Annotated in this window: 18 protein-coding genes and 1 pseudogene; 8 read left to right on the forward strand and 11 right to left on the reverse strand. The window is 69.7% G+C overall.

Annotated elements, in window-relative coordinates; translation table 11 throughout:
- Positions 1–35: 35 nt before the first annotated feature.
- From ACLLJJ_RS10395 to ACLLJJ_RS10430, 8 genes are all read right to left on the reverse strand, one after another.
- On the reverse strand, positions 36–1,298 hold the full coding sequence (locus ACLLJJ_RS10395; RefSeq protein ID WP_434589198.1) for a hypothetical protein: 1,263 nt from the start codon (positions 1,296–1,298) through the stop codon (positions 36–38).
- On the reverse strand, positions 1,295–2,629 hold the full coding sequence (locus ACLLJJ_RS10400) for a class II 3-deoxy-7-phosphoheptulonate synthase (RefSeq protein WP_434589200.1): 1,335 nt from the start codon (positions 2,627–2,629) through the stop codon (positions 1,295–1,297). Before ACLLJJ_RS10400 ends, ACLLJJ_RS10395 begins: the two co-directional genes overlap by 4 nt.
- A 237-nt stretch (positions 2,630–2,866) precedes the next feature.
- Positions 2,867–3,727, reverse strand: a complete 861-nt coding sequence (gene pheA / locus ACLLJJ_RS10405) for a prephenate dehydratase (protein WP_434589202.1) — start codon at positions 3,725–3,727, stop codon at positions 2,867–2,869.
- Positions 3,728–3,734: 7 nt separating this feature from the next.
- On the reverse strand, positions 3,735–4,052 hold the full coding sequence (locus tag ACLLJJ_RS10410) for a chorismate mutase (protein ID WP_434589204.1): 318 nt from the start codon (positions 4,050–4,052) through the stop codon (positions 3,735–3,737).
- A gap of 104 nt (positions 4,053–4,156) precedes the next feature.
- Positions 4,157–5,338 (reverse strand): LeuA family protein, encoded by a 1,182-nt coding sequence (locus ACLLJJ_RS10415; protein WP_434589206.1) that lies wholly within the window; start codon positions 5,336–5,338, stop codon positions 4,157–4,159.
- Positions 5,339–5,367: 29 nt separating this feature from the next.
- A complete protein-coding gene (locus ACLLJJ_RS10420; RefSeq protein WP_434589208.1) occupies positions 5,368–6,573 on the reverse strand; it encodes a pyridoxal phosphate-dependent aminotransferase in 1,206 nt (401 codons plus the stop codon).
- A 63-nt stretch (positions 6,574–6,636) separates the two neighbouring features.
- Positions 6,637–7,296, reverse strand: a complete 660-nt coding sequence (locus tag ACLLJJ_RS10425; RefSeq protein ID WP_434589210.1) for an NAD(P)-dependent oxidoreductase — start codon at positions 7,294–7,296, stop codon at positions 6,637–6,639.
- Positions 7,297–7,362: 66 nt separating this feature from the next.
- Positions 7,363–8,955, reverse strand: coding sequence for an FAD-binding oxidoreductase (locus ACLLJJ_RS10430; RefSeq protein ID WP_434589212.1), 1,593 nt, complete (start codon positions 8,953–8,955; stop codon positions 7,363–7,365).
- Between the two features lie 427 nt (positions 8,956–9,382).
- Here ACLLJJ_RS10430 and ACLLJJ_RS10435 point away from each other — a divergent pair, with 427 nt between their 5' ends.
- Positions 9,383–10,390 carry a TauD/TfdA family dioxygenase gene (locus ACLLJJ_RS10435; protein ID WP_434589214.1) on the forward strand — a complete coding sequence of 336 codons (1,008 nt, stop codon included), beginning with the start codon at positions 9,383–9,385 and terminating at the stop codon, positions 10,388–10,390.
- A gap of 100 nt (positions 10,391–10,490) precedes the next feature.
- Here ACLLJJ_RS10435 and ACLLJJ_RS10440 read toward each other — a convergent pair whose 3' ends face one another.
- On the reverse strand, positions 10,491–11,255 hold the full coding sequence (locus tag ACLLJJ_RS10440; RefSeq protein WP_434589216.1) for a LuxR C-terminal-related transcriptional regulator: 765 nt from the start codon (positions 11,253–11,255) through the stop codon (positions 10,491–10,493).
- Positions 11,256–11,480: 225 nt separating this feature from the next.
- On the opposite strand from ACLLJJ_RS10440, the gene leuC reads away from it, so the two are divergent.
- The 3 genes and pseudogenes from leuC to ACLLJJ_RS10455 form a co-directional block, all read left to right on the forward strand.
- Complete coding sequence (gene leuC, locus ACLLJJ_RS10445) at positions 11,481–12,881, forward strand: 3-isopropylmalate dehydratase large subunit (RefSeq protein ID WP_434589218.1); 1,401 nt, start codon at positions 11,481–11,483, stop codon at positions 12,879–12,881.
- Positions 12,882–12,906: 25 nt separating this feature from the next.
- On the forward strand, positions 12,907–13,515 hold the full coding sequence (leuD, locus tag ACLLJJ_RS10450; protein ID WP_434589220.1) for a 3-isopropylmalate dehydratase small subunit: 609 nt from the start codon (positions 12,907–12,909) through the stop codon (positions 13,513–13,515).
- Positions 13,516–13,575: 60 nt separating this feature from the next.
- Positions 13,576–14,424: pseudogene (locus ACLLJJ_RS10455) on the forward strand (LysR family transcriptional regulator); the annotation flags it as partial.
- A gap of 101 nt (positions 14,425–14,525) precedes the next feature.
- Here the strand turns inward: ACLLJJ_RS10455 and ACLLJJ_RS10460 are convergent.
- Complete coding sequence (locus ACLLJJ_RS10460; protein ID WP_434589222.1) at positions 14,526–16,472, reverse strand: FAD/NAD(P)-binding protein; 1,947 nt, start codon at positions 16,470–16,472, stop codon at positions 14,526–14,528.
- Between the two features lie 314 nt (positions 16,473–16,786).
- On the opposite strand from ACLLJJ_RS10460, the gene ACLLJJ_RS10465 reads away from it, so the two are divergent.
- Positions 16,787–17,371 carry an isochorismatase family cysteine hydrolase gene (locus ACLLJJ_RS10465; protein ID WP_434589224.1) on the forward strand — a complete coding sequence of 195 codons (585 nt, stop codon included), beginning with the start codon at positions 16,787–16,789 and terminating at the stop codon, positions 17,369–17,371.
- Positions 17,372–17,408: 37 nt separating this feature from the next.
- Positions 17,409–18,791 carry an MFS transporter gene (locus ACLLJJ_RS10470; RefSeq protein ID WP_434589226.1) on the forward strand — a complete coding sequence of 461 codons (1,383 nt, stop codon included), beginning with the start codon at positions 17,409–17,411 and terminating at the stop codon, positions 18,789–18,791.
- A gap of 88 nt (positions 18,792–18,879) precedes the next feature.
- Here the strand turns inward: ACLLJJ_RS10470 and ACLLJJ_RS10475 are convergent, their stop codons facing one another.
- Positions 18,880–19,491 carry an NADPH-dependent FMN reductase gene (locus tag ACLLJJ_RS10475; RefSeq protein ID WP_434589227.1) on the reverse strand — a complete coding sequence of 204 codons (612 nt, stop codon included), beginning with the start codon at positions 19,489–19,491 and terminating at the stop codon, positions 18,880–18,882.
- A gap of 107 nt (positions 19,492–19,598) precedes the next feature.
- Between ACLLJJ_RS10475 and ACLLJJ_RS10480 the strand changes: the two genes are divergently transcribed.
- Both ACLLJJ_RS10480 and ACLLJJ_RS10485 read left to right on the forward strand, forming a co-directional pair.
- Complete coding sequence (locus tag ACLLJJ_RS10480; protein WP_434589229.1) at positions 19,599–19,766, forward strand: hypothetical protein; 168 nt, start codon at positions 19,599–19,601, stop codon at positions 19,764–19,766.
- 20 nt (positions 19,767–19,786) lie between these two features.
- Positions 19,787–20,581, forward strand: coding sequence for an aminotransferase class IV family protein (locus ACLLJJ_RS10485; protein WP_434589231.1), 795 nt, complete (start codon positions 19,787–19,789; stop codon positions 20,579–20,581).
- The last annotated feature ends 133 nt before the right edge of the window (positions 20,582–20,714 follow it).

The raw sequence follows: 20,714 nt of genomic DNA on the forward strand, positions 1-20,714 counted from the left end.
GGGCCGGCCTGAGGCGCCACCCCGTCGGCAGCGGGTCATGACGAAAGGTCGAGCGCGAGCCGCACGCTGTCCTGCGCCGCCGCGCCCCGCGCCCACGCCGCCGCGTAGACGTGCGGCCCCAGCACGGCGCGCACCCGGCACTCCGCCTCGGCGTGCGCGTCGTGGAACGGGTGCAGGCCGATGAGCGCGATCCCGCTGTCCTGGCGCAGGCGGTGCGCCGCGCCCAGCAGCCCGGCCGCCTGCCCGTGCCGGCCGGTGCCCGCCGCCGCCCAGGCCAGGGCCTCCAGACCCCAGGCCGGGCCCCACCGGTCCCCGATGGCGTGCTGGCGCTCCAGGGACTCGCGCAGCGGCGGGCGGGCCAGCGCCGGGTCGCCGTGCCGCAGCTCGGTCAGCCCCCGGCACCACTGCGCCCACGTGCGGGCCCACTCCCCGCCGCTCGCCTCGGCCTCGGCGACGTACACGTCCCGGGCGGCGCACGCGGTCGGCCCGTCCCCGAGGAAGGCCGCGGCCATGGCCCACAACATCGTGGCCATATGGGCGTCGCCGTGGTGCCCCGCCTCGCGGAACCGGCTCCGCGCCTCGGCCAGCAGGGGCACGGCCACGGGGTCGCCGCGTACCAGCATGGCGTGGGCGCCTTCGATGAACACGACCGGCGGGGGCGGCCCACCGTCGCCGAACAGCCTGGCCATCGAACGGCATTCGGCCAGGAACACCTCGGCCACGGGCCTGTCACCCTGGCACAGCGCGATCCACGCCTTCATGGCAACGGCGCCCGCCATCAGGGCCGGCGGGGCCTCCGGCGCCAGGGCGAGGAAACGCTCCAGCCAGTGGCGGCCCTCGCCCAGGGTGCTGCGGAAGAACCAGCACCGGGTGCGGGTGACGTTCACCGCGATCTCCAGGCCGATGCCGGCCCGGTCGGGCCGGGTGGCGCAGAAGTCCAGTGCGGCGCGCAGGTTGGGCAGTTCCGTACGCTGCCGGCTGAGCCATTCGACTTCGCGCGGGCCGCACCACTGGGCGGCGGCCTGTCCGGCCAGCGCCCGGTAGTGATCGCTGTGCTGGACGAACAGCTCGGTGGCGCCGCCCTGTTCGTGCAGCCGCTGCTGCCCGTACTGGCGGATCGTCTCCAGCAGGCGGTAGCGCCCGGTCGCCGCTGCTGTCCACCACCACGATCGACTTGTGGGCCAGCCCCGCGAGCAGGTCCATGACGTCCCCGCGGTCGATGTCCTTTCCGGCGCAGACCCGGCCAGGGCGGTGAGGCAGTGCCGACCGGCACCGACCCCACCGCCCTGCCCCCTCAACGGTCGCGGTACATCTCGGCGACCAGGAACGCCAGGTCGAGCGACTGCCTTCGGTTGAGCCGCGGGTCGCAGGCCGTCTCGTAGCGTTGCTTGAGATCGGCGTCCAGAATCTCGTCGCCGCCGCCGACGCACTCGGTGACGTGGTCACCGGTCAACTCCACGTGGATGCCGCCCGGGTGGGTGCCGAGGCCGTGGTGCACCTCGAAGAAGCCCTTGACCTCGTCGAGTACGTCGTCGAATTTGCGGGTCTTGTATCCGCTGGCCGACGAGAAGGTGTTGCCGTGCATCGGGTCGCACTGCCACACCACCCTGGCCCCGGAGGCGGTGACCTTCTCCACCAGCGAAGGCAACCGGTCACGGACCCGCGCGGCGCCCATCCTGGTGATGAACGTCAGCCTGCCGGGCTCCCGGCGCGGGTCCAGCTTGTCGATCAGAGCCAGCGCGTCGTCGGGTGTGCTGGACGGCCCGAGCTTGACGCCTATCGGGTTTCGGATCCTGGAGGCGAACTCGATGTGTGCGCCGTCGAGTTGACGGGTGCGCTCACCGATCCACACCAAGTGGCCCGAGACGTCGTACAGCGCGCCGCTGCGGGAGTCCAGCCGGGTCAGCGCCGACTCGTAGTCCAGCAACAGCGCTTCATGGCTGGCGAAGAATTCGACCGTCCTGAACTCCTCCGGGTCGGGTCCGCAGGCCCGGATGAAGGACAGCGCGTTGTCGATCTCCCTGGCCAATTGCTCGTAGCGCTCGCCGGACGGCGAGAGGCCGACGAAGTCCTGGTTCCAGGCGTGGACTTCGCGCAGGTCGGCGTAGCCGCCGGTGGTGAAGGCCCGGACGAGGTTCAGCGTCGCCACGGACGCGTGGTACATCCGCTTGAGCCGCTCCGGGTCCGGGGTCCGGGACTCCGGGGTGAACTCGATCCCGTTGACGGAGTCCCCTCGGTACGCGGGCAGTTCGACACCGTCGCGTGTCTCGGTGGGACTGGAGCGGGGCTTGGAGTACTGGCCCGCGATCCGGCCGACCTTGACCACCGGTACGGCGGCGGCGTAGGTCAGGACGACTGCCATTTGGAGCAGGGTCTTCACCTTGTTCTGGATCTGCTCGGCGGAGACCCCGTCGAAGGTCTCGGCGCAGTCACCGCCCTGGAGCAGGAATGCCTCACCCTTGGCGACAGAGGCGAGCCGCTCGCGCAGCAGATCGCACTCGCCTGCGAAGACGAGCGGCGGGTAGGAACGCAGTTCGGTGAGCACGCCGTGCAGCGCCTCGGGATCCGGCCAGCTGGGCTGCTGCGCGGCGGGCAAGGACCGGTACGAATTGATCTGGGACAGACTCATTTCCGACCGGGCGGCGGCCGGTCCGGCCGCCGCCCATCCTCATCTCTGTGTGTGGCGTTTCGCTTCGTGACGTCTCGCTTCGTGGTGTTGCTCGGTGTGGCGTTGCTCGGTGTGGCGTGGCTCCGCGTGGCTGGCTCCACGGGGCTTTGCTCCGTGTGGCGTTACCACGAGTGCGGTTGCCATCGGTGCCGTGCGCCGACGATGCGCGCCGTGCGCCGTAAGGACCTGGCAGGCCCGTCATGCCGCAAAGGCATCACCTGTCCGCAGCGCGTGCGGGTAGCTGCCGAGAAAGCAGAGGTTGATCCCCTTCTGCTGCAGGGCCATGAGCACCCGGCCCACACCCCGGTCCTTGATGTGCGCGTCCACGTCGAGGAAGAGGTGGTACCTGCCGAGGCTGGTGCCGGCGGGCCAGGACTGCACCCAGGTCACATCGATGCCCCGGTGCGGGAACTCCGCGAGCACCTCCGCCACCGGCAGCCCCCCGATCTCGTCGGCCGGGAGCAGGAAGGAGCTGCGGTCATGGCCGGTGGGCACCGACGTGGGGCCCGCCCTGCGCAGGGCGACGAACCGGGTGACCGCGTCGTCCCGCTCACCGATGCCCGTCGCCAGGATCTCCAGGCCGTAGCGTTCGGCTGCGACCGCCGCGGCGATGGCCGCGTCGCCCGGCGAACCGGACTCGGCGACCTCCCTGGCGGCTCCGGCCGTCGAGGTGGACAGCAGCACCTGGGCGTCCGGCAGCCTGCTCGACAGCCACTGACGGCACTGCGCATGGGCGTGCGGGTGACTCCGGACGCGCTCGATGCCGGACAGCTCGGTGCCCGGGTCGGCCATCAGCGCGAACGAGACGGGCAGCTCGATCTCGGCTGCGATGTGCAGCTCACACCTCCCGGCCGCCAGCTCGTCCAGGGTGGCTGGCACGACGCCCCTGACCGAGTTCTCCAGCGGCACCACGGCGGTGGAGACCGTGCCGTCGCGCACCGCGGCCAGTGCCGCGCCGACGGTGGCGTACGGCTCCCACCGCCGGCCTCCGGCCTCCGGCAGCATCCCCAGGGCGGCCTCCGCGAAGGTGCCCCGGGGGCCCAGATAGGCGTAGGTCATCGGGCCCTCACCGGTCGCTTGTGGTGCTGCCGCGGGACAGCCGCAGCACGAGCATCGCGACCTCGGTGCCGAGCCTGCCGAGCGAGGTGCGGTAGCGGCTAATGATCTGGGCCTCGCGGGCGAGCGCAAGATGGGGTCCGCCGGTCGCCTTGCGGACCGTCTGGACCTGCGCGGACAGGGCGATGCGCTGCTCGATGAGCTCGATCAGCTGCGCGTCGGTCTCGTCGATACGGTGACGGAGCCGGACCACAGTGGCGACGGCGTCGTCCGCTCCCGGGGCGGCTTCGGGCACGCCGGTATGGGGTCCGGCGATGATGCTGGACACAGAATTCTCCTCGGAACTGATGCTTGGAGATCGATACGTGGGACCCACCGGCCCGGTGCGCTCTCCGGCACGGGCGTCGGGCCTGGAGTGGGGCGGCGGCAGGCTCAGGAGGCCAGTGCAGGCACCAGGCCGAGCTCGTGGGCCAGGCGCTCCCTGACGACACCGAGGTCCTCGCAGTCGCCGCCGATCCGCTCGGCGATGTGCACGCGGTAGAGCTCGTTGAGGTGCGTGTCGTCGACCTCGACGCCCAACTGCCCCAGCACGTGGCGCAGTACGGCCCGGCCTGAGTGCCGCCCGATCAGCAGGGACCGCTCGCGACCGAACCGAGAGGGCTCCACGTACTCGTACGTCTCCGGGTTCGCGAGGATGCCCTGCTGGTGGATGCCCGCGGTGGTGCCGAACGCGTAGGTCCCGAAGATCGCCTTGTTGCGCGGCTGTTCCAGCTTGATGACCTCACGCAGCGCCGTGTACGCGTCGTACATGGCGGCGATGTCGATGTCCGTGTGCACCCCGAGGTGGTCCTGCTTGTACGCGAGGACGCCGGCCAGCTCCTCCAGTGCGGTGTTGCCCGCCCGTTCACCGATGCCGCCGAGCGTCGCCTGGACCTCGTCGGCTCCGGCCTCGATGCCCGCGAGGGCGTTCGCCAGGGAGAGACCGAAGTCGTCGTGGCAGTGCGTGGACAGCCGGATGGGCGCCGGCGCCCAGCGGCGGATCTTGCCCATCAGCGTGCCGAACTGGTCCGGGGTCGTGCAGCCCGAGGTGTCGGCGATGATGATGCAGTTCGCGCCCGCCTCCACCGCGCTCTCGGTGAGTGCCTGCAGGAAGTTGTCCTCACTGCGGGTGGCGTCCTCGATGCCGACCGAGATGTGCTCGATGCCGAGCGAGCGGGCGAAGCCCACCGTGTCGACGACCTCGGCGACGGACTGCTCGCGAGTGATGCCGCGCTTGTACTCCAGGTGCAGATCGCTGCCGGTGGCGACCATCTGCACCTCGTGGTTGACCGTGCCGCCGGCCGCCACCGCCGTCTCCACGTCCCGTCGTACGGTCCGCGAGAACGTGGCGAAGCGTGCCTTCGACAGCTCTTTCGAGATGAGCTGGGTGGCTTCGAAGTCGCTGGGCGAGGAGGCGGGGAACCCCGCCTCGACGGAGTCCACCCCGAGCGCCTCGATCCGCAGGGCGAGATCCAGTTTCTGCTGCGGGTTCATCGCGTTCGCGGGAGCCTGCTCACCGTCGCGAAGAGTGGTGTCGAATACGGAGATACGTCGAGTGGCACGCTGTTCGGGCATTTCTGTTTCCCCCATGGTTACTTCATGACTTACGCCAAGTGGCGTTTCTTGCGGTCGCGCTGTTCCAGCAGGGCCGACGAAAGGCGGTCGACCGCTTCTTCGACCGTGGTCCGCGAGGTGGCGAAGGAGAGCCTGACGTGACCGTCTCCCCCGGGGCCGAAGGCCGATCCGGGTGTCAATGCCACGCCCGCCTCGTGCAGCGCCCACGCGGCGAACTCCGCGCTGGATCCGAGGCCGGTGCCCCGGATGTCCGCGAAGGCGTAGAAGGCTCCCTGCGGGCTCGAACACTCCACCTCCGAGAGTGAGTTGAGCCCGGCGACTATCAGCTCACGGCGGGCCGCGTACGCGTCGAGCATGTCCCGTACGACGTCCTGGCTGCCGGTCAGTGCCGCCAGCCCCCCGCGCTGGACGAACGACCCGGCGCAGCCGACCGTGTGCTCCTGGACCTTGAGCAGCTGGCCGACGACGTCCGTGGGACCCGCGACATAGCCGAGCCGCCAGCCGGTCATGGCATACCCCTTCGAGAATCCATTGACCGTGAGAGTGCGTTCGGCGCAGCCGGGGAACGCGGCCAGGCTGAGATGCTCGGCGTTGTCGTACCGGATCTGCTCATAGATCTCGTCGGCGACGATGAAGAGATCGTGCGCGACGGCGAACTCCGCCACGTCCCGCGCCTCTTCACGGGTCAGTACGCGGCCGGTCGGGTTGTTCGGTGTATTGATCAGGACGGCTTTGCTGCGCTTCGACACCCGGCTCTCCAGAAGCTCCCGGGTGATCCGGAATCCGTCGTCCGCGCTCAGCTCGGCCGCGACCGGCCGGGCACCACTGAGCCGGGCCATGGAGCCGTAGCTGACCCAGCTCGGTGTGGGGACGATGAGCTCGTCCCCCGGGTCGAGGATCGCCATCAGTGAGATGAACAGGGCGTGCTTCGCCGACGGAGTGACGACGATGTCGGTCGCGGGGTCCGCTTCGAGACCGTTATCCTTCGCCAGCTTCTGGCTGATGGCCTCGCGCAGGGCGAGCAGACCTCGGCTCGGCGTGTAGTGGGTGAAGCCCTCGCGCAGCGCCCCGATGGCCTCGGCCGCGATGTGGTCCGCGGTGGCGAAGTCCGGCTCCCCGCCATTGAGGTCGAGCACCTTGACGCCCTGCGCCCGCAGAGCGTGGATCTGGTCGAGCAGGGCGACCGTGGCCGACCTCTCCAGGCCGGCCAGCCGGGACGCGATGCGGCTCTTCACTGGAACATCCCCCCTTGGCGCTCTGCTGTGGCTGGTGGGGCCCTGCGGCCCGACCGGTGTGGCTCAGTAGCCGACGGTGAAGCGCTTCCCGATGTGCTTCGGCTCGTCGATCTCGTCGACGAACGCGACCGCGTAGTCCTCGGCGCTGATGCGGCTGTTGCCGTCCGGGCCGATGACCAGGTCGTCGAGGCCGAGTCGGTAGGTGCCCGTACGCTCGCCCGGTTCGATCTGGGCGGCCGGCGAGAAGTGGGTCCACTTCACGTCGGTGACGGTGCGCAGGTAGTCGAGCGCGTCCCCCTGACCGCGCATGACCTGCACGACGAGCTCCGGCAGCCCCTCGGTGTCCCAGACCTTCTTGCCGTCAGGGGTGTTGAGGGAGCCGGCGCCGCCAATGGATATGAGGCGCGGTGCGTCGTCGCCGAGCAGTCGCACCCCCTCCACCAGGGCTTCGGCAGCTCTGCGGACGAAGGCGGCGTGCGCCTTGCCGTCGGTGTAACCACCACCGACCGCCGAGGCGACGGCGTCCTTGCCCTCGGCGGCCTTCGCCACCGAGTGGGCGTCCAGCACGTCACCGCTGGTGATAGTCAGGTTGGGGTGGATGACGCTCAGGTCGGCGACGTCCACCACCACCGCGGTCACCTGGTGGCCGCGGTTCAGCGCCTCGGTGAGGATGCGGGAGCCGAACGTGCCGCTGGCGCCGAAGAAGGCGATCTTCTTGGACATGGGAGTTCCGTTCCTGTCTGTGGTGGGCAGGCCGGGGGTGCCCGGCGGAGATCCGCCGGACACCCGCTACGGCAGTTCGACGGACTGCGAGTGCCGGAAGACGTTCCTCGGGTCGTACGCCTTCTTGATCTGCTGAAGGCGCGGGTAGTGGTTCTTGTAATAGAGCGTCGACCACCGCGCCCCGGACGTGTTCTGCGCGGGATCGGTGATGTCGAGGTCCGGGTAGTTCACGTAGCAGCCGTCGGTGCTCGCATTGGGCACCGGATAGCCGCCGGTGGCGGAATACACCTCGCCGTACACCTCGCGCAGCCAGGCGGTGTTCCTGGCGTCGTCCGCGGGCGTCGACCACTGGGTGGCGTACAGCGCCTTGAAGATGGAGGTGCGCTGCGCGCACGCCGTGGCTTCCTCGGGCACGGTGTTCACCTTCGAGCCGTAGCCGAAGAGCATGATGTTGGCGACGGTGTTGGTGAAGTCGGGGCGGGTCAGGTGCTTGTAGAGGGCCCCTGCCTGTGCGGCCGTGAAGCCCTCGCGGTGGTACGCCGACTTGTTGGCCGAGCGCAGGGTCGGGTTGGTCAGCTCCGGGTTGTTCGTACCGAGCATCCGGACGGAGGTCAGCCAGGGCAGCTTGCGCGGGGTGAAGAACGCCGGCAGCGGTCCCTGCTCACCGACCGACTGGGTCAGCGGCCGGGCGGTGACTCCGGCCGCGGAGGTGATCTCCCCGAGATAGCTCTCGATCAGCTGCTGGGCGCCGGGCACCGAGGCGTCCAGCTGGGTGATGATGCCGATGACGCCGTCGGCCCTGGTGTTCATCACCAGCAGGCTGGTCAGGCCGTGGCTGCGGGATTCGACCGTGCTGTTGCGTTCGTGCCAGTCTCCGTAATGGCTCACCAGCGCGGTGAACTTCTCCTGGTCGAAGTCGGCCCAGGGCAGCGCGACCGCGCTCAGATACACGTCCTTGGGCGGGGTCATCAGCTGGTCGGCCGGGGCTGAGCCGGTGGCGTCGGGCGAGCGGAAGAAATAGCGCGTGACGACACCGAAGTTGCCGCCGCCACCGCCGGTGTGCGCCCACCAGAGCTCGCGGTTGGGGTCGCGCTTCTCCCGGGTGGCCATGACGCACCTGGCCCGGCCATGCCGGTCAACGGTGACGACCTCGACCGCGTACAGGTGGTCGACGGTGACACCGTACTGGCGGGACAGCAGGCCGAAGCCGCCGCCGGAGATGTGGCCGCCGATGCCGACCGAGTAGCACAGGCCGGCGGGCAACGCGACGCCCCAGCCCTTGTAGAGCGCCTGATAGGTGTGGAGCAGGGTCGAACCCGCCTCCACGACGAAGGATTTGGTGAACGGGTCGTAGGAGACCTCGTCCAGCTGTGTCATGTCGATGACCGTCTGCACCGCGGGGTTGAAGACGAAGTCGGCGTAGCAGTGCCCGCCGCCCCGTACCGCGATGCGCTTGTTCGCGTTGACCGCTTCCTGGACCGCCTGCACCACCTGGCCGGCGGTGTGGACCACTTTGACGGAGTCGGGCGTACCGACCCAGCGCGTGTTGTGTCCGACGGTCAATTCCTGGTAGCGGTCGTCCCCCGGCAGGACGGTGGTAATGGCTTTGCCCCCGATGCTCTCCGCCACCGGGCCGGCAACATCGCTCCGCGTATTCATCGTTCCCACGGTTGTACCTGAAACCTCTCCGGCTGCATCAGCCTGAATTTCTTTCCACATCCGTCCGGAATACGTGCGTATCACCGAACAGCGGAGAGTTCTTCCGCCGGCTTCATTGCCCGCCCGGTGAAGCGACCCCCTCGATCACTTCACCGGAACTCCCCCGTGGGCGGTCCCCTCACCGCCTCGCACTCATCGATGAAAGCAATGCCCCGGCCCCCGAGTCAAGAATTGTTTTAAAAGTCAGCAGGGTGGTCTACACCTCCTGAACAAGGCGGAGATGAGCCTCCACCTTTGGGACCGCTTCGCTCCACCGAAGGTGGAGACAGCGTCGTTCAATTCATCTTTCGGCCGATGACACGACCCGGTGGTGGGGCAGCAGAATTAATCGCGAACTGACGTCCAGTGATTTGGGAGAAAGCGAGTCATGCAGCCTTTTCATGAGCTCACCGACACCGAGCGCGACGAGCTGGCCTCGGCTCTTTCCTCGGTGACCAAGAGCCCGTACGAGGACTACCCGTCCTTCTCCCGTTCGGTGACCGACCTGGTGGACCGCGGCGCCATCCCGGTCTCCTTCACCGAGGCCGTCGCCCGGATCCGCGCGGAGCGCGAGGCCGGCCAGTCGGACGCCCATGTTCTGCGCAACTGCCCCATCGACCCGGTCGTGCCGGTGCTCAACCACGACGACCCGCTGGCGGACAAGTACGCGAAGAAGAAGACGTTCGTGGGAGAGGCGCTGCTGGAGCTGTTCGGGCAGCTCGCCGGTACACCACTGCTCGCGTACGACACCCGGTTCAACGGGGACTTCTTCACCGATGTCGTCGCCATCAACCGCTACAGCGGCAAGCAGACCGGGTTCAGCGACGGCGAGCTCGTCTTCCACAACGACCGGACCGCGCACCCGGTGCGCGCGGACTTCATCACCCTGGTGGGGATGCGCTGCCCCGAGGGCGACTTCATCTACACCGGGTTCGTCGAGGGCCGCAGCCTGCTGAACCATCTGACGGCCGAGGAGCAGGAGCTCCTGCGCAAGCCGTACTTCATCACGCCGTTCGACGTCTTCTCGCGGGACAACAACCAGAGCCTGACGGTCTCCGAGGCGCACCCGATCCTGGAGCGCGAGCACAGCATCCGCTACCTGGACACCCACACCAAGGTGGCGCCCGACAGCCCGCCGGAGGCCAAGGACGCCCTGATAGCACTGAAGAACGCGCTGGTGAGGGCCGACAAGAAGCGCCACCGGATCGTCACGGGCGACCTGTTCTCCTTCGCCAACCAGGACGGTCTGCACAGCAGGGACAAGGTCGAGGTCAACGATCCGGAGCGGGCCCGCTCGCGCTGGCTGCTGAAGACGTACGCCTTTCGCAACGAGGCGAACGCGGAGCAGCACGCCGACCGGTGGATCGATGGTGTCCGTGGCCGGGTGGGCGACTAGCAGTCGGGAGCCGGCCACGGATGAGGTCCGCACGCTCGACGGGGAGCGTGCGGACCCTTCCGCGGACCGGGACTCGGGACCGGGATCCGAAGGGCTGAGGTCAGGAGGGCTGGGCCACCGGCAGGGTCGCCGTTTCGCTCTGCATGCCCCGCACCCCCTGCATCAGGAGGACGGCCTCCAGCCGGTTGCGCACACCCAGCTTGGTGAGGGTGTGCGAGATATGACTCTTGATCGTCGCCGCCGAGACATGGAGACGGGCCGCCGCCTCGGCGGTGGACAGCCCGTCGGTGAGCAGTGCGAGCACCTCGCGCTCCCGGTCGGTGAGCGCGCTCAGCAGCCGCTGAGTGGCCGTTTCACGGCCGACCGGCACAATCTGCGCCTTCGCCGACGGCGGCGGGAGACGGCGCTCGGAAGGGGAGCGGTAGAGCTCATGCAGGTCGGGGGAGAGCACGGTGTGGCCGGAGGCCACCGCACGCGCGGCCGCCGCGAGACCTCCTATCCGGGCGTCTTTCGTCAGGACGCCGTTCGCACCGGCCTGGAATACGGCGTCGAGCTTGGTCCTGGTCCAGCCCACCCCGATGAGCAGAACCTGGATCTTGGCGGCGACGAGCGCGCGGATCGTGTCGACCGGATCGCAGTTGTGGCCCACCCCCAGGACCGCCACGTCGACCTGTTCGAGCCGCCACTCCCGAAGCGGCTGGCGGACGTCCACGCTGGCTACGAGCCGGAGTTGATCGGCACGATGCACCACTCCGCCGAGCACATGCCGGGAAATCGGATCTTGGTCGGCAAGCAGAATGCGGGCCTCCGGCTCGGCCACGCTCCCATTGGCGAACCAGTCGTCGTCGAAAATACGAGTTTCCACAATGCTCTCCCCCGTTGTGTCCAGGAGGCTGAGTGCCTCCCCCTCAGCTCTCCCCGGAGCGCGAAGCGGGACCGGGCGGCCGATGTCGCAACGCATCCACAGTAAGGGAGCGGGCCGCGCGGCGGCCACCGGCTTGTGGATAACAGGAGCCCCAGGAATCTAATCGGGCCACTGTCATGCGATTAATAGAAGCGACCACAATTACGGTAGGGAGTTGTACGTTCCATGGGTTCGACATTGGCGCGGAAGACGTGGGATGCCCATGTCGTACGTCAGGGTGACACCGGCGATGATCTGCTCTATGTGGACATGCATCTCCTGCACGAGGTGAACACCCCACAGGCGTTCGACGACCTGCGGGCCGCCGGGCGCACCGTCCGCAGGCCCGACCTCACGGTGGGCACCGAGGACCACAACACCCCGACGGTCGCCGTGGACAAGGTGATCCAGGACCCGGCGGGCCGCCGGCAGACCACTCTGATGCGTTCCAACTGCGCCGAGTTCGATATTCCGCTGCATCGGCTCGGCTCCGCGGGCCAGGGCATCGTGCATGTGATCGGCCCCGAGCTCGGGCTGGTGCGGCCGGGGATGACCCTGGTGTGCTGCGATTCGCACACCACCACCCTCGGTGCCTTCGGGGCTGTCGCCTTCGGGATCGGTACCAAGCAGGTCGAGCACGTGCTGGCCACCCAGACCCTGCCGATGAAGCGGCCCAAGGACATGGCCGTCACCATCACCGGTGCGCTGCCGTCCGGTGTCACGGCGAAGGACCTGGTCCTCGCGATCATCGCCGGGATCGGCACGGGCGGCGGGGTGGGCCACATCATCGAGTACCGCGGCGAGGCCGTCACCGCCCTGTCGATGGAGGGCAGGATGACCCTGTGCAACATGTCGGTCGAAGCGGGCTCGCGCGCCGGGCTGACCGCACCTGACGAGACCACTTTCGCGTACCTCAGGGCCCGCCCGGGAATGCCGCGGGGCGCCGAGTGGGACCGGGAGGTCGCCTACTGGGCCTCGCTGCGCAGCGACGAGGACGCGGCGTACGACAGGGAGGTCCTCGTCGACGCCTCGGTGCTCACCCCCTATGTCTCCTGGGGCAACAACCCGGGCCAGAGCATCCCGCTGAACGGTGTGGTCCCCTCGCCCACCGACTTCGCCGACCCGCAGGAGCTGGCCGCGGCGGAGCGGGCACTGGCCTATATGGATCTGACGCCGGGCACCGCGATGCGTGATGTGTCCATCGACGCCGTGTTCGTCGGCTCCTGCACCAACGGCCGGATCGAGGACCTGCGCGCCGCGGCCGAGGTGCTCAAGGGCCGCAGCGTCGCCGATGGCCTGCACCTGATGATCGTGCCCGGCTCGGCGCCGGTGCGTCGGCAGGCCGTCGACGAGGGGCTCGACCGGGTGTTCGCCGAGGCGGGCGCCGACTTCCGGCCTGCCGCAGGGTGCTCGATGTGCGCCGCGCTCAATGAGGACCGGCTCCTTCCCGGCCAGCGCGCCGCCTCCACCAGCAACCGCAACTTCGAGGGCCGGCAGGGCAAGGGCTCCCGCACCCACATCGTGTCGCCCGCCGTCGCCGCCGCCACGGCCGTCGTCGGCCGACTCGCCGCCCCGGCCGATCTGTAGTCCCCAGGAGGGTTGAGGAACAGCCATGGACCACTTCACCGTCCACACCGGTACCGCGCTGCCGCTGCGGCGCAGCAACGTCGACACCGACCAGATCATCCCGGCTCGCTACGTGCCCTATTTCAGCTGGCGGGGCCACGCCAACGCACTGTTCGCCGACTGGCGGGACGACCCGGACTTCCCGCTGAACCTGCCGCAGTACCAGGGCTCGACCGTGCTGCTCGCCGGAAGCGACTTCGCCACCGGCTCCTCACGCGAGTCCGCGGTCTGGGCCCTGCAGCGCTTCGGCTTCCGGGCCGTCGTCGCACCCCGCTTCGGTGACATCTTCCAAGGCAACGCCCTGATGCGCGGCCTGCTCACGGTCACCGTGCCGGCGGCGGTGGTCGAGTGTTTGTGGGCGCTGACCGAGCAGGACCCCTTCACCGAGATCACCGTCGACCTCGAAGCACTTGAGCTGCGCTGCGGGGATCTCGTGCAGCCCTTCGCCCTCGACGAGGACGCCCGGCAGCGGCTGCTCACCGGACGCGACCCGATCGCCACGACGCTGGACGACTGCGCGGATGACATCACCGCCTACGAGCGGGGCCGCCGCGCCACTCTCCCGACCACCCACGGAACTCTCGTGAACCAATAACCCCAAGAGCACCAACCGACCCAAGGAATCGAAGGCACGAACGGACGGAACGTACGGCCAATGAACCTCTCCCAGTGCGTCGCCCTTGTCGCCATTGCCGACACCGGCAGTTTCACCCGGGCGGCACGGGCTCTTTCGCTGAGCCAGTCCGCGGTGAGTCACGCGATCTCAAGTCTCGAAAAGACCTTGGGAGTCGCTCTGATGAAACGCAGCCGCAGCGGCGTGGAATTCACCGCGACCGGGCAGCGCATTCTCCTTCATGCCCGCGCGATCGTGCTCGGCACGGAGCAGATTCGCCAGGAGGCCGCAGCCGCGCGCGCCGACCGGGCGGGAACCGTACGGATCGGCACCAGCCAGAGCTTCGCCGCCCGGCTGCTCCCCCGGCTGCTGACCGGTGTGCGCGCCGCGCTCCCCGGCGTCAGGATCGTGCTCCGCGAGGGCACCGACCAGCAGATCGCCGAGTGGCTCGGTGGCTACGCGGTCGATGTCGGCATCGTGTCCCTGCCCAAGCGGAACCTCAACACGGTCCCGCTGCTCCAGGACGAGTTGTACGCCGTTCTGCCCCCGGACCATGCCCTGGCGGGGCAGCGCGACGTACGGGTGACGGAGCTGGTGGACGAGGTGTTCATTCTGCCCGTGGGTGGCATGGAGCCGATGCTGCGTACGGTCTTCGGGGTCGTCGGCCGTGAGCCGCGGATCGGCTTCCGGGCCCACGACGTCAACGGGCTGCTCTCGATGGTCGCCGAGGGCCACGGCATCACGGTGGTACCGGCTCTCGCGCTGCCTTCCGTGCTGCCTCACCCGCAGCTCCGCGTCGTCCCCTTCGCGCCGTCGCTGTCGCGCCATCTCGGCATCGGCATCAGGACGGGGGCGCGCCGCTCCCCGGCCGTCGAGGCCCTGGTTTCCATGGCTCAGGAACTGGCCCGCGACGACACCTGGAGCCGGTCCTTCGACCGGGCTCCGGGTACCGCCGCGGGGCCACCCGCAGGGTCCGAGAGTCCGTGGGCCCCTCACATACCGCGCACGCAGGGTGATCCGGGCGATGCCGCCGCCATGGCGCGCGTTTGCGGCGGGGTCGCCGGCTCGCCCGGCGCCGATACCGACCCGGCGGCGGGCGCGGTATCCCGGGTCGACGCGTGCTCGGCTATGGCGTCGGCGTCGTAGACGAAGTCGCTCCAGATCCCCGGCCGGCTGCTGCCCGCCTGCATGAACCAGCGGGTGTGCTCGGTCGGGATGCCCAGCACGTACAGCCCGTTGTCGGCCCGGCCGTCGTCGCCGAGCGGGTGGTACGGCGCCCCGGTGACGGCCACCCCGCCGGTGTCGAACGACTCCCCGCCGGCGCCGTTGACGTAACTGGTCCAGATGCCCTGCTCACGCAGGCTTCGGGTCAGCGCCGAGGGATCCTGACGCACATCGGGCGTGGGGATACGGGCATCGAGGACGGTGTCCACGGCCACCCGCGCTCCGGCGACCTGCGGTGAGTGGGTGACAAACCGGCCGGTGGCCGGGTCCGGTGCGAATCTGGCGTCGGGGCCGACCATGCGCAGCACTCCGGCCGCGATCAGCGCGACGGTCTGCTCCAGCCGGACCGCGGGCGGCCCGGCCGCCAGGAACGCGCTCCTGGGGACGTACCAGCCGAGGAAGTCCTCACGGTGCGAGCGTGGGTTCAGGCCGGAGTAGTCCGCGAACGCGCGGATCACCCAGCGGGTGTCGCGCAGGACGTCCAGCGCGGCCTTGAGCGGCGAGTCGACGTTGCCCCGCGCGGCCTCGTCGAGGTCGCCTCGCAGCAGGGCGACCAACTCCCGCTGGAAGGCCTGGTGGTCGGGGTAGTCGCGGCCAGCGAAGGGCCGGGCCAGCCGGTCGAGGTCCAGGGGTGGCAGATCGTCCACGCCGTACCGGACGGCGAGGCCCGCCACATCGGGCAGCGCTTCGCCCACCGCGACGGCCAGTTCGGCGATGAACGCCCCGGCCGCGGGCGCGCCGGAGCGGTGCCGGATTTCCGTGGCGTAGTAGACCAGGCTCATCTCGGCCCGGAGCCACGGCATGACGTCGGCCCGGAAGTCGACGGGGCCGCCCGCGCGGCCGTGCCGTATCCGCTCCACCGTGAAGAGCACGGGACGGTAGGGGTTGGTGGCCGACTTCTGGTTGCGCCCCCGGGCCGGCAGCGGCATTCCGCTGCGCGAGCCCGCCACCAGTACCGGCTCGTCGCCGCTGGGCACATAGGTCAGCCGACCGTCGTCGTCCTCCTTGAAGCTGCCGCCGCGGCCGATGGTAAGCGCGGCCATGACGTCGTAGAAGGCCAGGCCGAGGCCGAGCACACCGACCTTGGATCCGGCCGGGATGTCAGACAGCGGCATGTCGGCGGCCGAGTCTCCGCGTACGTAGCGCAGTTGGGGGCGGGTGGCGGCGAACTCGGCCAATTCCCGCTGTTCCCCCGACGGTTCGGGCCTGGCGTGGCCGGTGGTGAGCACCACCTTGTCAACCGACAGCCGTGATCCGTCCGAGAGTCGCAGCCGGTAGCCGTCGCCCGCGCGCGTCAGGTCCTCGACGGAGAGCCGCACCTCGTGCAGCCGAACATGGTCTGGCAGTGCGGCCCGCGCGGCGCGAAGGACGTACCGCATGTAGCGGCCGTAGAGGGCGCGCGGCGCGTAACTGTTGGGTCCCGGGTGGTCGGGGTCCGTGGCCCGCCACCACTCCCCGAAGGAGGGGCCCGCGCCGGCCCGGTGCGGTCCGCCGTCCGGGACGCCGGAAAAGGCGGAGATCTCGTCGGCGACGGTATTCATCATGAACCACTCGGGCTGGTCGCTGCGCCAGATACGGCCGCAGCCGACCTCGACCGGGTCGATGAGGTAAATCTCCACCGGCCGGTCGGCCGCGGCCTTCGCCAGCCTGGCGGCGAGGCGCTCGACCACACTCAGACCACGCGGACCGCTGCCGACGACCGCAATGCGGTGCACGCCGACGGCGTCCAGGAGCCCCCTCGCAACACTGTTCCCCACTCTGTCCCCCCGTTTTGAAATCCCCGCACGAAATCCCGCGCCACGAAATCCCACGCGGAGATGAAATGCAATTCCCCGATCTCTGAGCCTAGGTGCAGCCCCACCGGTGTTCAACGGTGATCCATGCATGCATTGCATCAATTCCGTTCATGTGTCGACCCACCTTTACTTCATGGTGTTTACGGGGTCGCACCGGCGGGGATACGCTGCCCAACAGCGCTGAATCAATGGCGTGTTGACGGTCCAGATTTGACGGTCCAGGGGGGACTCCGATGGAACGCCGTCCGGCACTTCTTGTACTCGACCTGATAAATGAACTCGTCCATCCGGACGGGAAATACGCGGCGGACGGATACTGCGAGCAGGTCGCCCGGCGCGGAGTCCTGGAACGGGCCGGCACCGCGATAGCGCGGGCCAGGACCGCCGGGGTCCCGGTGATCTATGTGGTGGTCGGGTTCTCTCCCGGGTACGCCGACTGGCCCGCTTCCTCGGAGCTGTTCGCCTCCGCGCGCGACGGTGACCGGGTGGTGCTCGGCACCTGGGGCACCCGGGTGCATGACGCCCTCAAGCCGGCCGGTGACGAGCCGGTGGTGGAGAAGCGCCGCATCAGCCCGTTCTTCGGTACGCACCTCGACGGGCTGCTGCGCAATCTCCGCGTCAACACGCTGTTGCTGACCGGCGTCACCACCGAGTTGGTCGTCCTGTCGACGGCCCGCGACGGCCACGACCGGGACTACCGCGTCGAGGTGTTGGAGGACGCCACGGCGACCGACAGCCAGGAGACACACGAAGCAGCCCTGAAAGTGATCGCTCGCACCGCGAAGGTCTCCACGGTCGAGCAGGCACTACCCGCCTGACCGGGTGATGGAGAAACGGAGAGACGGACGGGGTGAGATGAGCGTCGACCGGACCGGGACCATCGAGCTGCGCCTGCCCGTGTACCTCCCACCACCACCGACCCACCCACCGCCGGGACCGGAGGACCGACGGCCGGGCGAACGGCCCGGACCGGGCCGGGAGGGACGCACCGGCCGCAGGCTTTCGCGCGCCCGGGCGTTCTGGCTGGTCGGCGCGACCCTGGTCCTGCTGCTGCTCTCCTCGTCGGCGCCCTCGCCCATGTACGTGCTGTACCAGCAGCGTTGGCACTTCTCGGCCACCGTGCTCACCGTCGTCTTCGGCATCTACGCCGTCGCGGTGCTCGTCGCACTGCTGCTCTTCGGCTCGCTCTCGGACACCCTGGGGAGGCGTCGTGTGCTGCTCGTCGCGCTGGTGGGCGAAGTGGCGAGCATGGCGCTGTTCATCGGCGCCCGGGACGTGCTGTGGCTGCTCGCCGCGCGGGCGGTGCAGGGCGCCGCCGTCGGGCTGGCCACCGGCGCCACCGGCGCGGCCCTGATAGAACTGGCGCCGCCAACGGCGCCGTCCCGCGGCACCCTCCTCAACAGCGCGGGCCCGGTCGGCGGCATCGCTGCCGGCGCCCTCTTCGCGGGCCTGCTCGTCCAGTTCGCGCCGGCGCCGACCGTGCTGACGTACGCGCTGCTGCTGGCCGCCTTCGTCCTGGCTTTCTTCGGTGTCCTGGTGATGCCGGAAACTGCGCCGGGGCGGACCGCCGGCCTGCGGATCCGCCCCTCGCGGATATCGGTACCCGCCCCCGCCCGCCGTACCTTCGCCCTGTTGTCGCTGCCTCTGGTCGCGGTGTGGTCGGTCTGCGGGCTCTACCTCTCGCTCGGCCCGTCGCTGGCCGTGCACCTCCTGCACACGGACGATCTCCTGGTCGGCGGGCTGACGGTCGCCCTGTTCGCCGGCGTGGCCACCGCCGGCCAGCTCGCGCTCGGCAAGCTCCCGCCCCTGCGTACGGCCACGATCGGTGTGACCGCGACGCTGGCCGGTCTGGGGCTGCTGCACGCCGCCCTGACGTCGGGCGGGGCCATGCTGTTCTTCATCGGCACCGCGGCGCTCGGCTTCGGCTGGGGCACGGCCTTCCTCGGCGCGTTCCGTGCACTGGCCGCTCTGGCGGATCCGGCCCGCCGCAGCGGACTACTGGCCGCGGTCTATGCCGTGGTGTATCTGTCGATGACGGTCCCCGCCGTCGCGGCCGGGACGCTCGCCGGAGCCTGGGGCCTGCACCGGACGGCCCTGGCGTTCATCGCCGTCACGGCCGCGGTCTGCTTGGCCGCGCTCGCGGGGCTGGCCCGGGTGCAGGCCCAGGCGTGCGCGGCCAGGCGTCGCCACGCCCGCCCCCGCCCGACGGGCCCCAGACACGCCCGCCGGAGGGGATGAACGGGCGGTCCCTCAGGCACAGACCGCCGTGAGCCTCGTGGCGTGCGGCCGGGTGCGCCGCACGCCGGATCAACGCGGCTGCTCACCCTCAGCCGGTGTAGGGGGCTACGGTCTTGGCAGTGCGCAGGGCGCGGGCCCACCAGGAGATCTGGTCGATCATCGACTTCGCCGCGGCGTCGCAGGCGGAGGGGTCCTTGTGGTCGCCGTCCTCGTCGAAGTGACCCCACACGTTGTGGAAGCTGACAGTGTCGCGGACGGTCACGGTGTGCATCTCGGCGAAGACCTGGCGCAGTTGCTCGACGGCGCGCAGGCCGCCCGACATGCCGCCGTAGGAGACGAAGCCGACCGGTTTCGCGTGCCACTGCGTGCCGTGCCAGTCGATGAGGTTTTTCAGGGAGGCGGGGAAGGAGTGGTTGTACTCGGGCGTGACAACAACAAAGGCGTCGGCGGCCTCCAGGCGTGGTGAGACGGTTCGCAGAACGGCCGTCACCTCGTCGGACGGGTTGAAGGACAGGGCGGTCGGCAGGTCGATGTCGGCCAGGTCGATCACCTCGATCTCGACGGCGCCGTGCTCAGTGGCCCGCGAGACGAACCAGTCGGCGACGATGGGCGCGAAGCGGCCCTCGCGGTTGCTCGCGATGATGACAGCGAGCCGGATGGGGGCGCTGACCTGGGCGGATTCATTCGTGTTGAGGTCCATGCAGAAAGAGTCGTACTTCAACCATGGTTGAGGTCAAGCCATCATCCTGGCGGACACGATTGGCAAGCATGGCTGGCAGGCATGACCGGCGGACATGACTGGCGGGCATGGCTCGGCTCGCCTGGAACGCGAACGAAGCCACCGGCGACGCGCCGTCGGATCGCAGCGGTGCCGCCCCCTCCGCACCGCGCTTCCGGCAGCGTGCGGGTCCGGTCACCAACTCCGGTCACCAGCTGCCCCACTACCTCGGCCCCCGGCCCCCGATCGAGGGCTGAGCGGCCTCTACGGTGGGCGCATGACGACTCCTCCCGTGCCCCACATCGAGATCGACGGCCACCTTCCCAGCACCGAGGATCTTGTGGTCCCCGCCCTGTACGGCGGCTATGGACACTTCACCGCGATGCAGGTCAGGGACGGGCGGGTGCGTGGGCTCGCCCTGCATCTGGCCAGGCTCGACGCCAACACCACCGAGGTGTTCGGCAGCGGCCTGGACGGTGACCTCGTACGGGCCCGGGTGCGGCACGCGCTCGACGGCGCGGAGATGCGGGACGCGTCGGTGCGGGTGTACGTGCAGTGGGCACCCGGCGCGGACACCGCCACCCTGATGGTCACCGTCCGCGCTCCCGTGACGATGTCCGAGGCCCCGCAGGCCCTGATGTCCGTCCCGTACGAGCGGCCCTTCGCGCACATCAAGCACCTGGGCGGCTTCGCCCAGACCCACTACGGTGCGCTCGCGCGCCGCGCGGGCTTCGACGACGCGCTGCTGACCGGTCCCGGCGGTGTGGTGGTGGAGGGCGCGGTCACCAACATCGGCTTCTACGACGGCACTTCGGTGACCTGGCCGGACGCCCCCGCGCTGCTGGGCATCACGATGGCCCTGGTGGAGCCCCGCCTCCCGGACGCGGGGCTGCCCTCGGCGCGGGGCCCGGTGACGCTGGACGCCCTGCCCTCGTACCGCGCCGCGTTCGTCACGAACTCGCAGGGGATCGCGCCGGTGCGACGGATCGACGACACGGAGTTCACGGTGGACCCGGAGCTGATGAAGACCGTGGCATCGGCGTACGACGCGACGCCGTGGGATCGTATCTAGGACCGGCTCAACCTCCGCCCGGACGCACGGACGCCCAGACGCCCAGACGGGGAATGGGGAACGAGGGGCGAGGTCCGATGTCCGTGGCGGAGACCCGGATCACGAAGAGGCCCGATCCAGGAAGGGACCCGGT

Source organism: Streptomyces sp. A5-4 (genome assembly GCF_051131715.1).
In the GTDB taxonomy this organism is placed as follows: domain Bacteria; phylum Actinomycetota; class Actinomycetes; order Streptomycetales; family Streptomycetaceae; genus Streptomyces.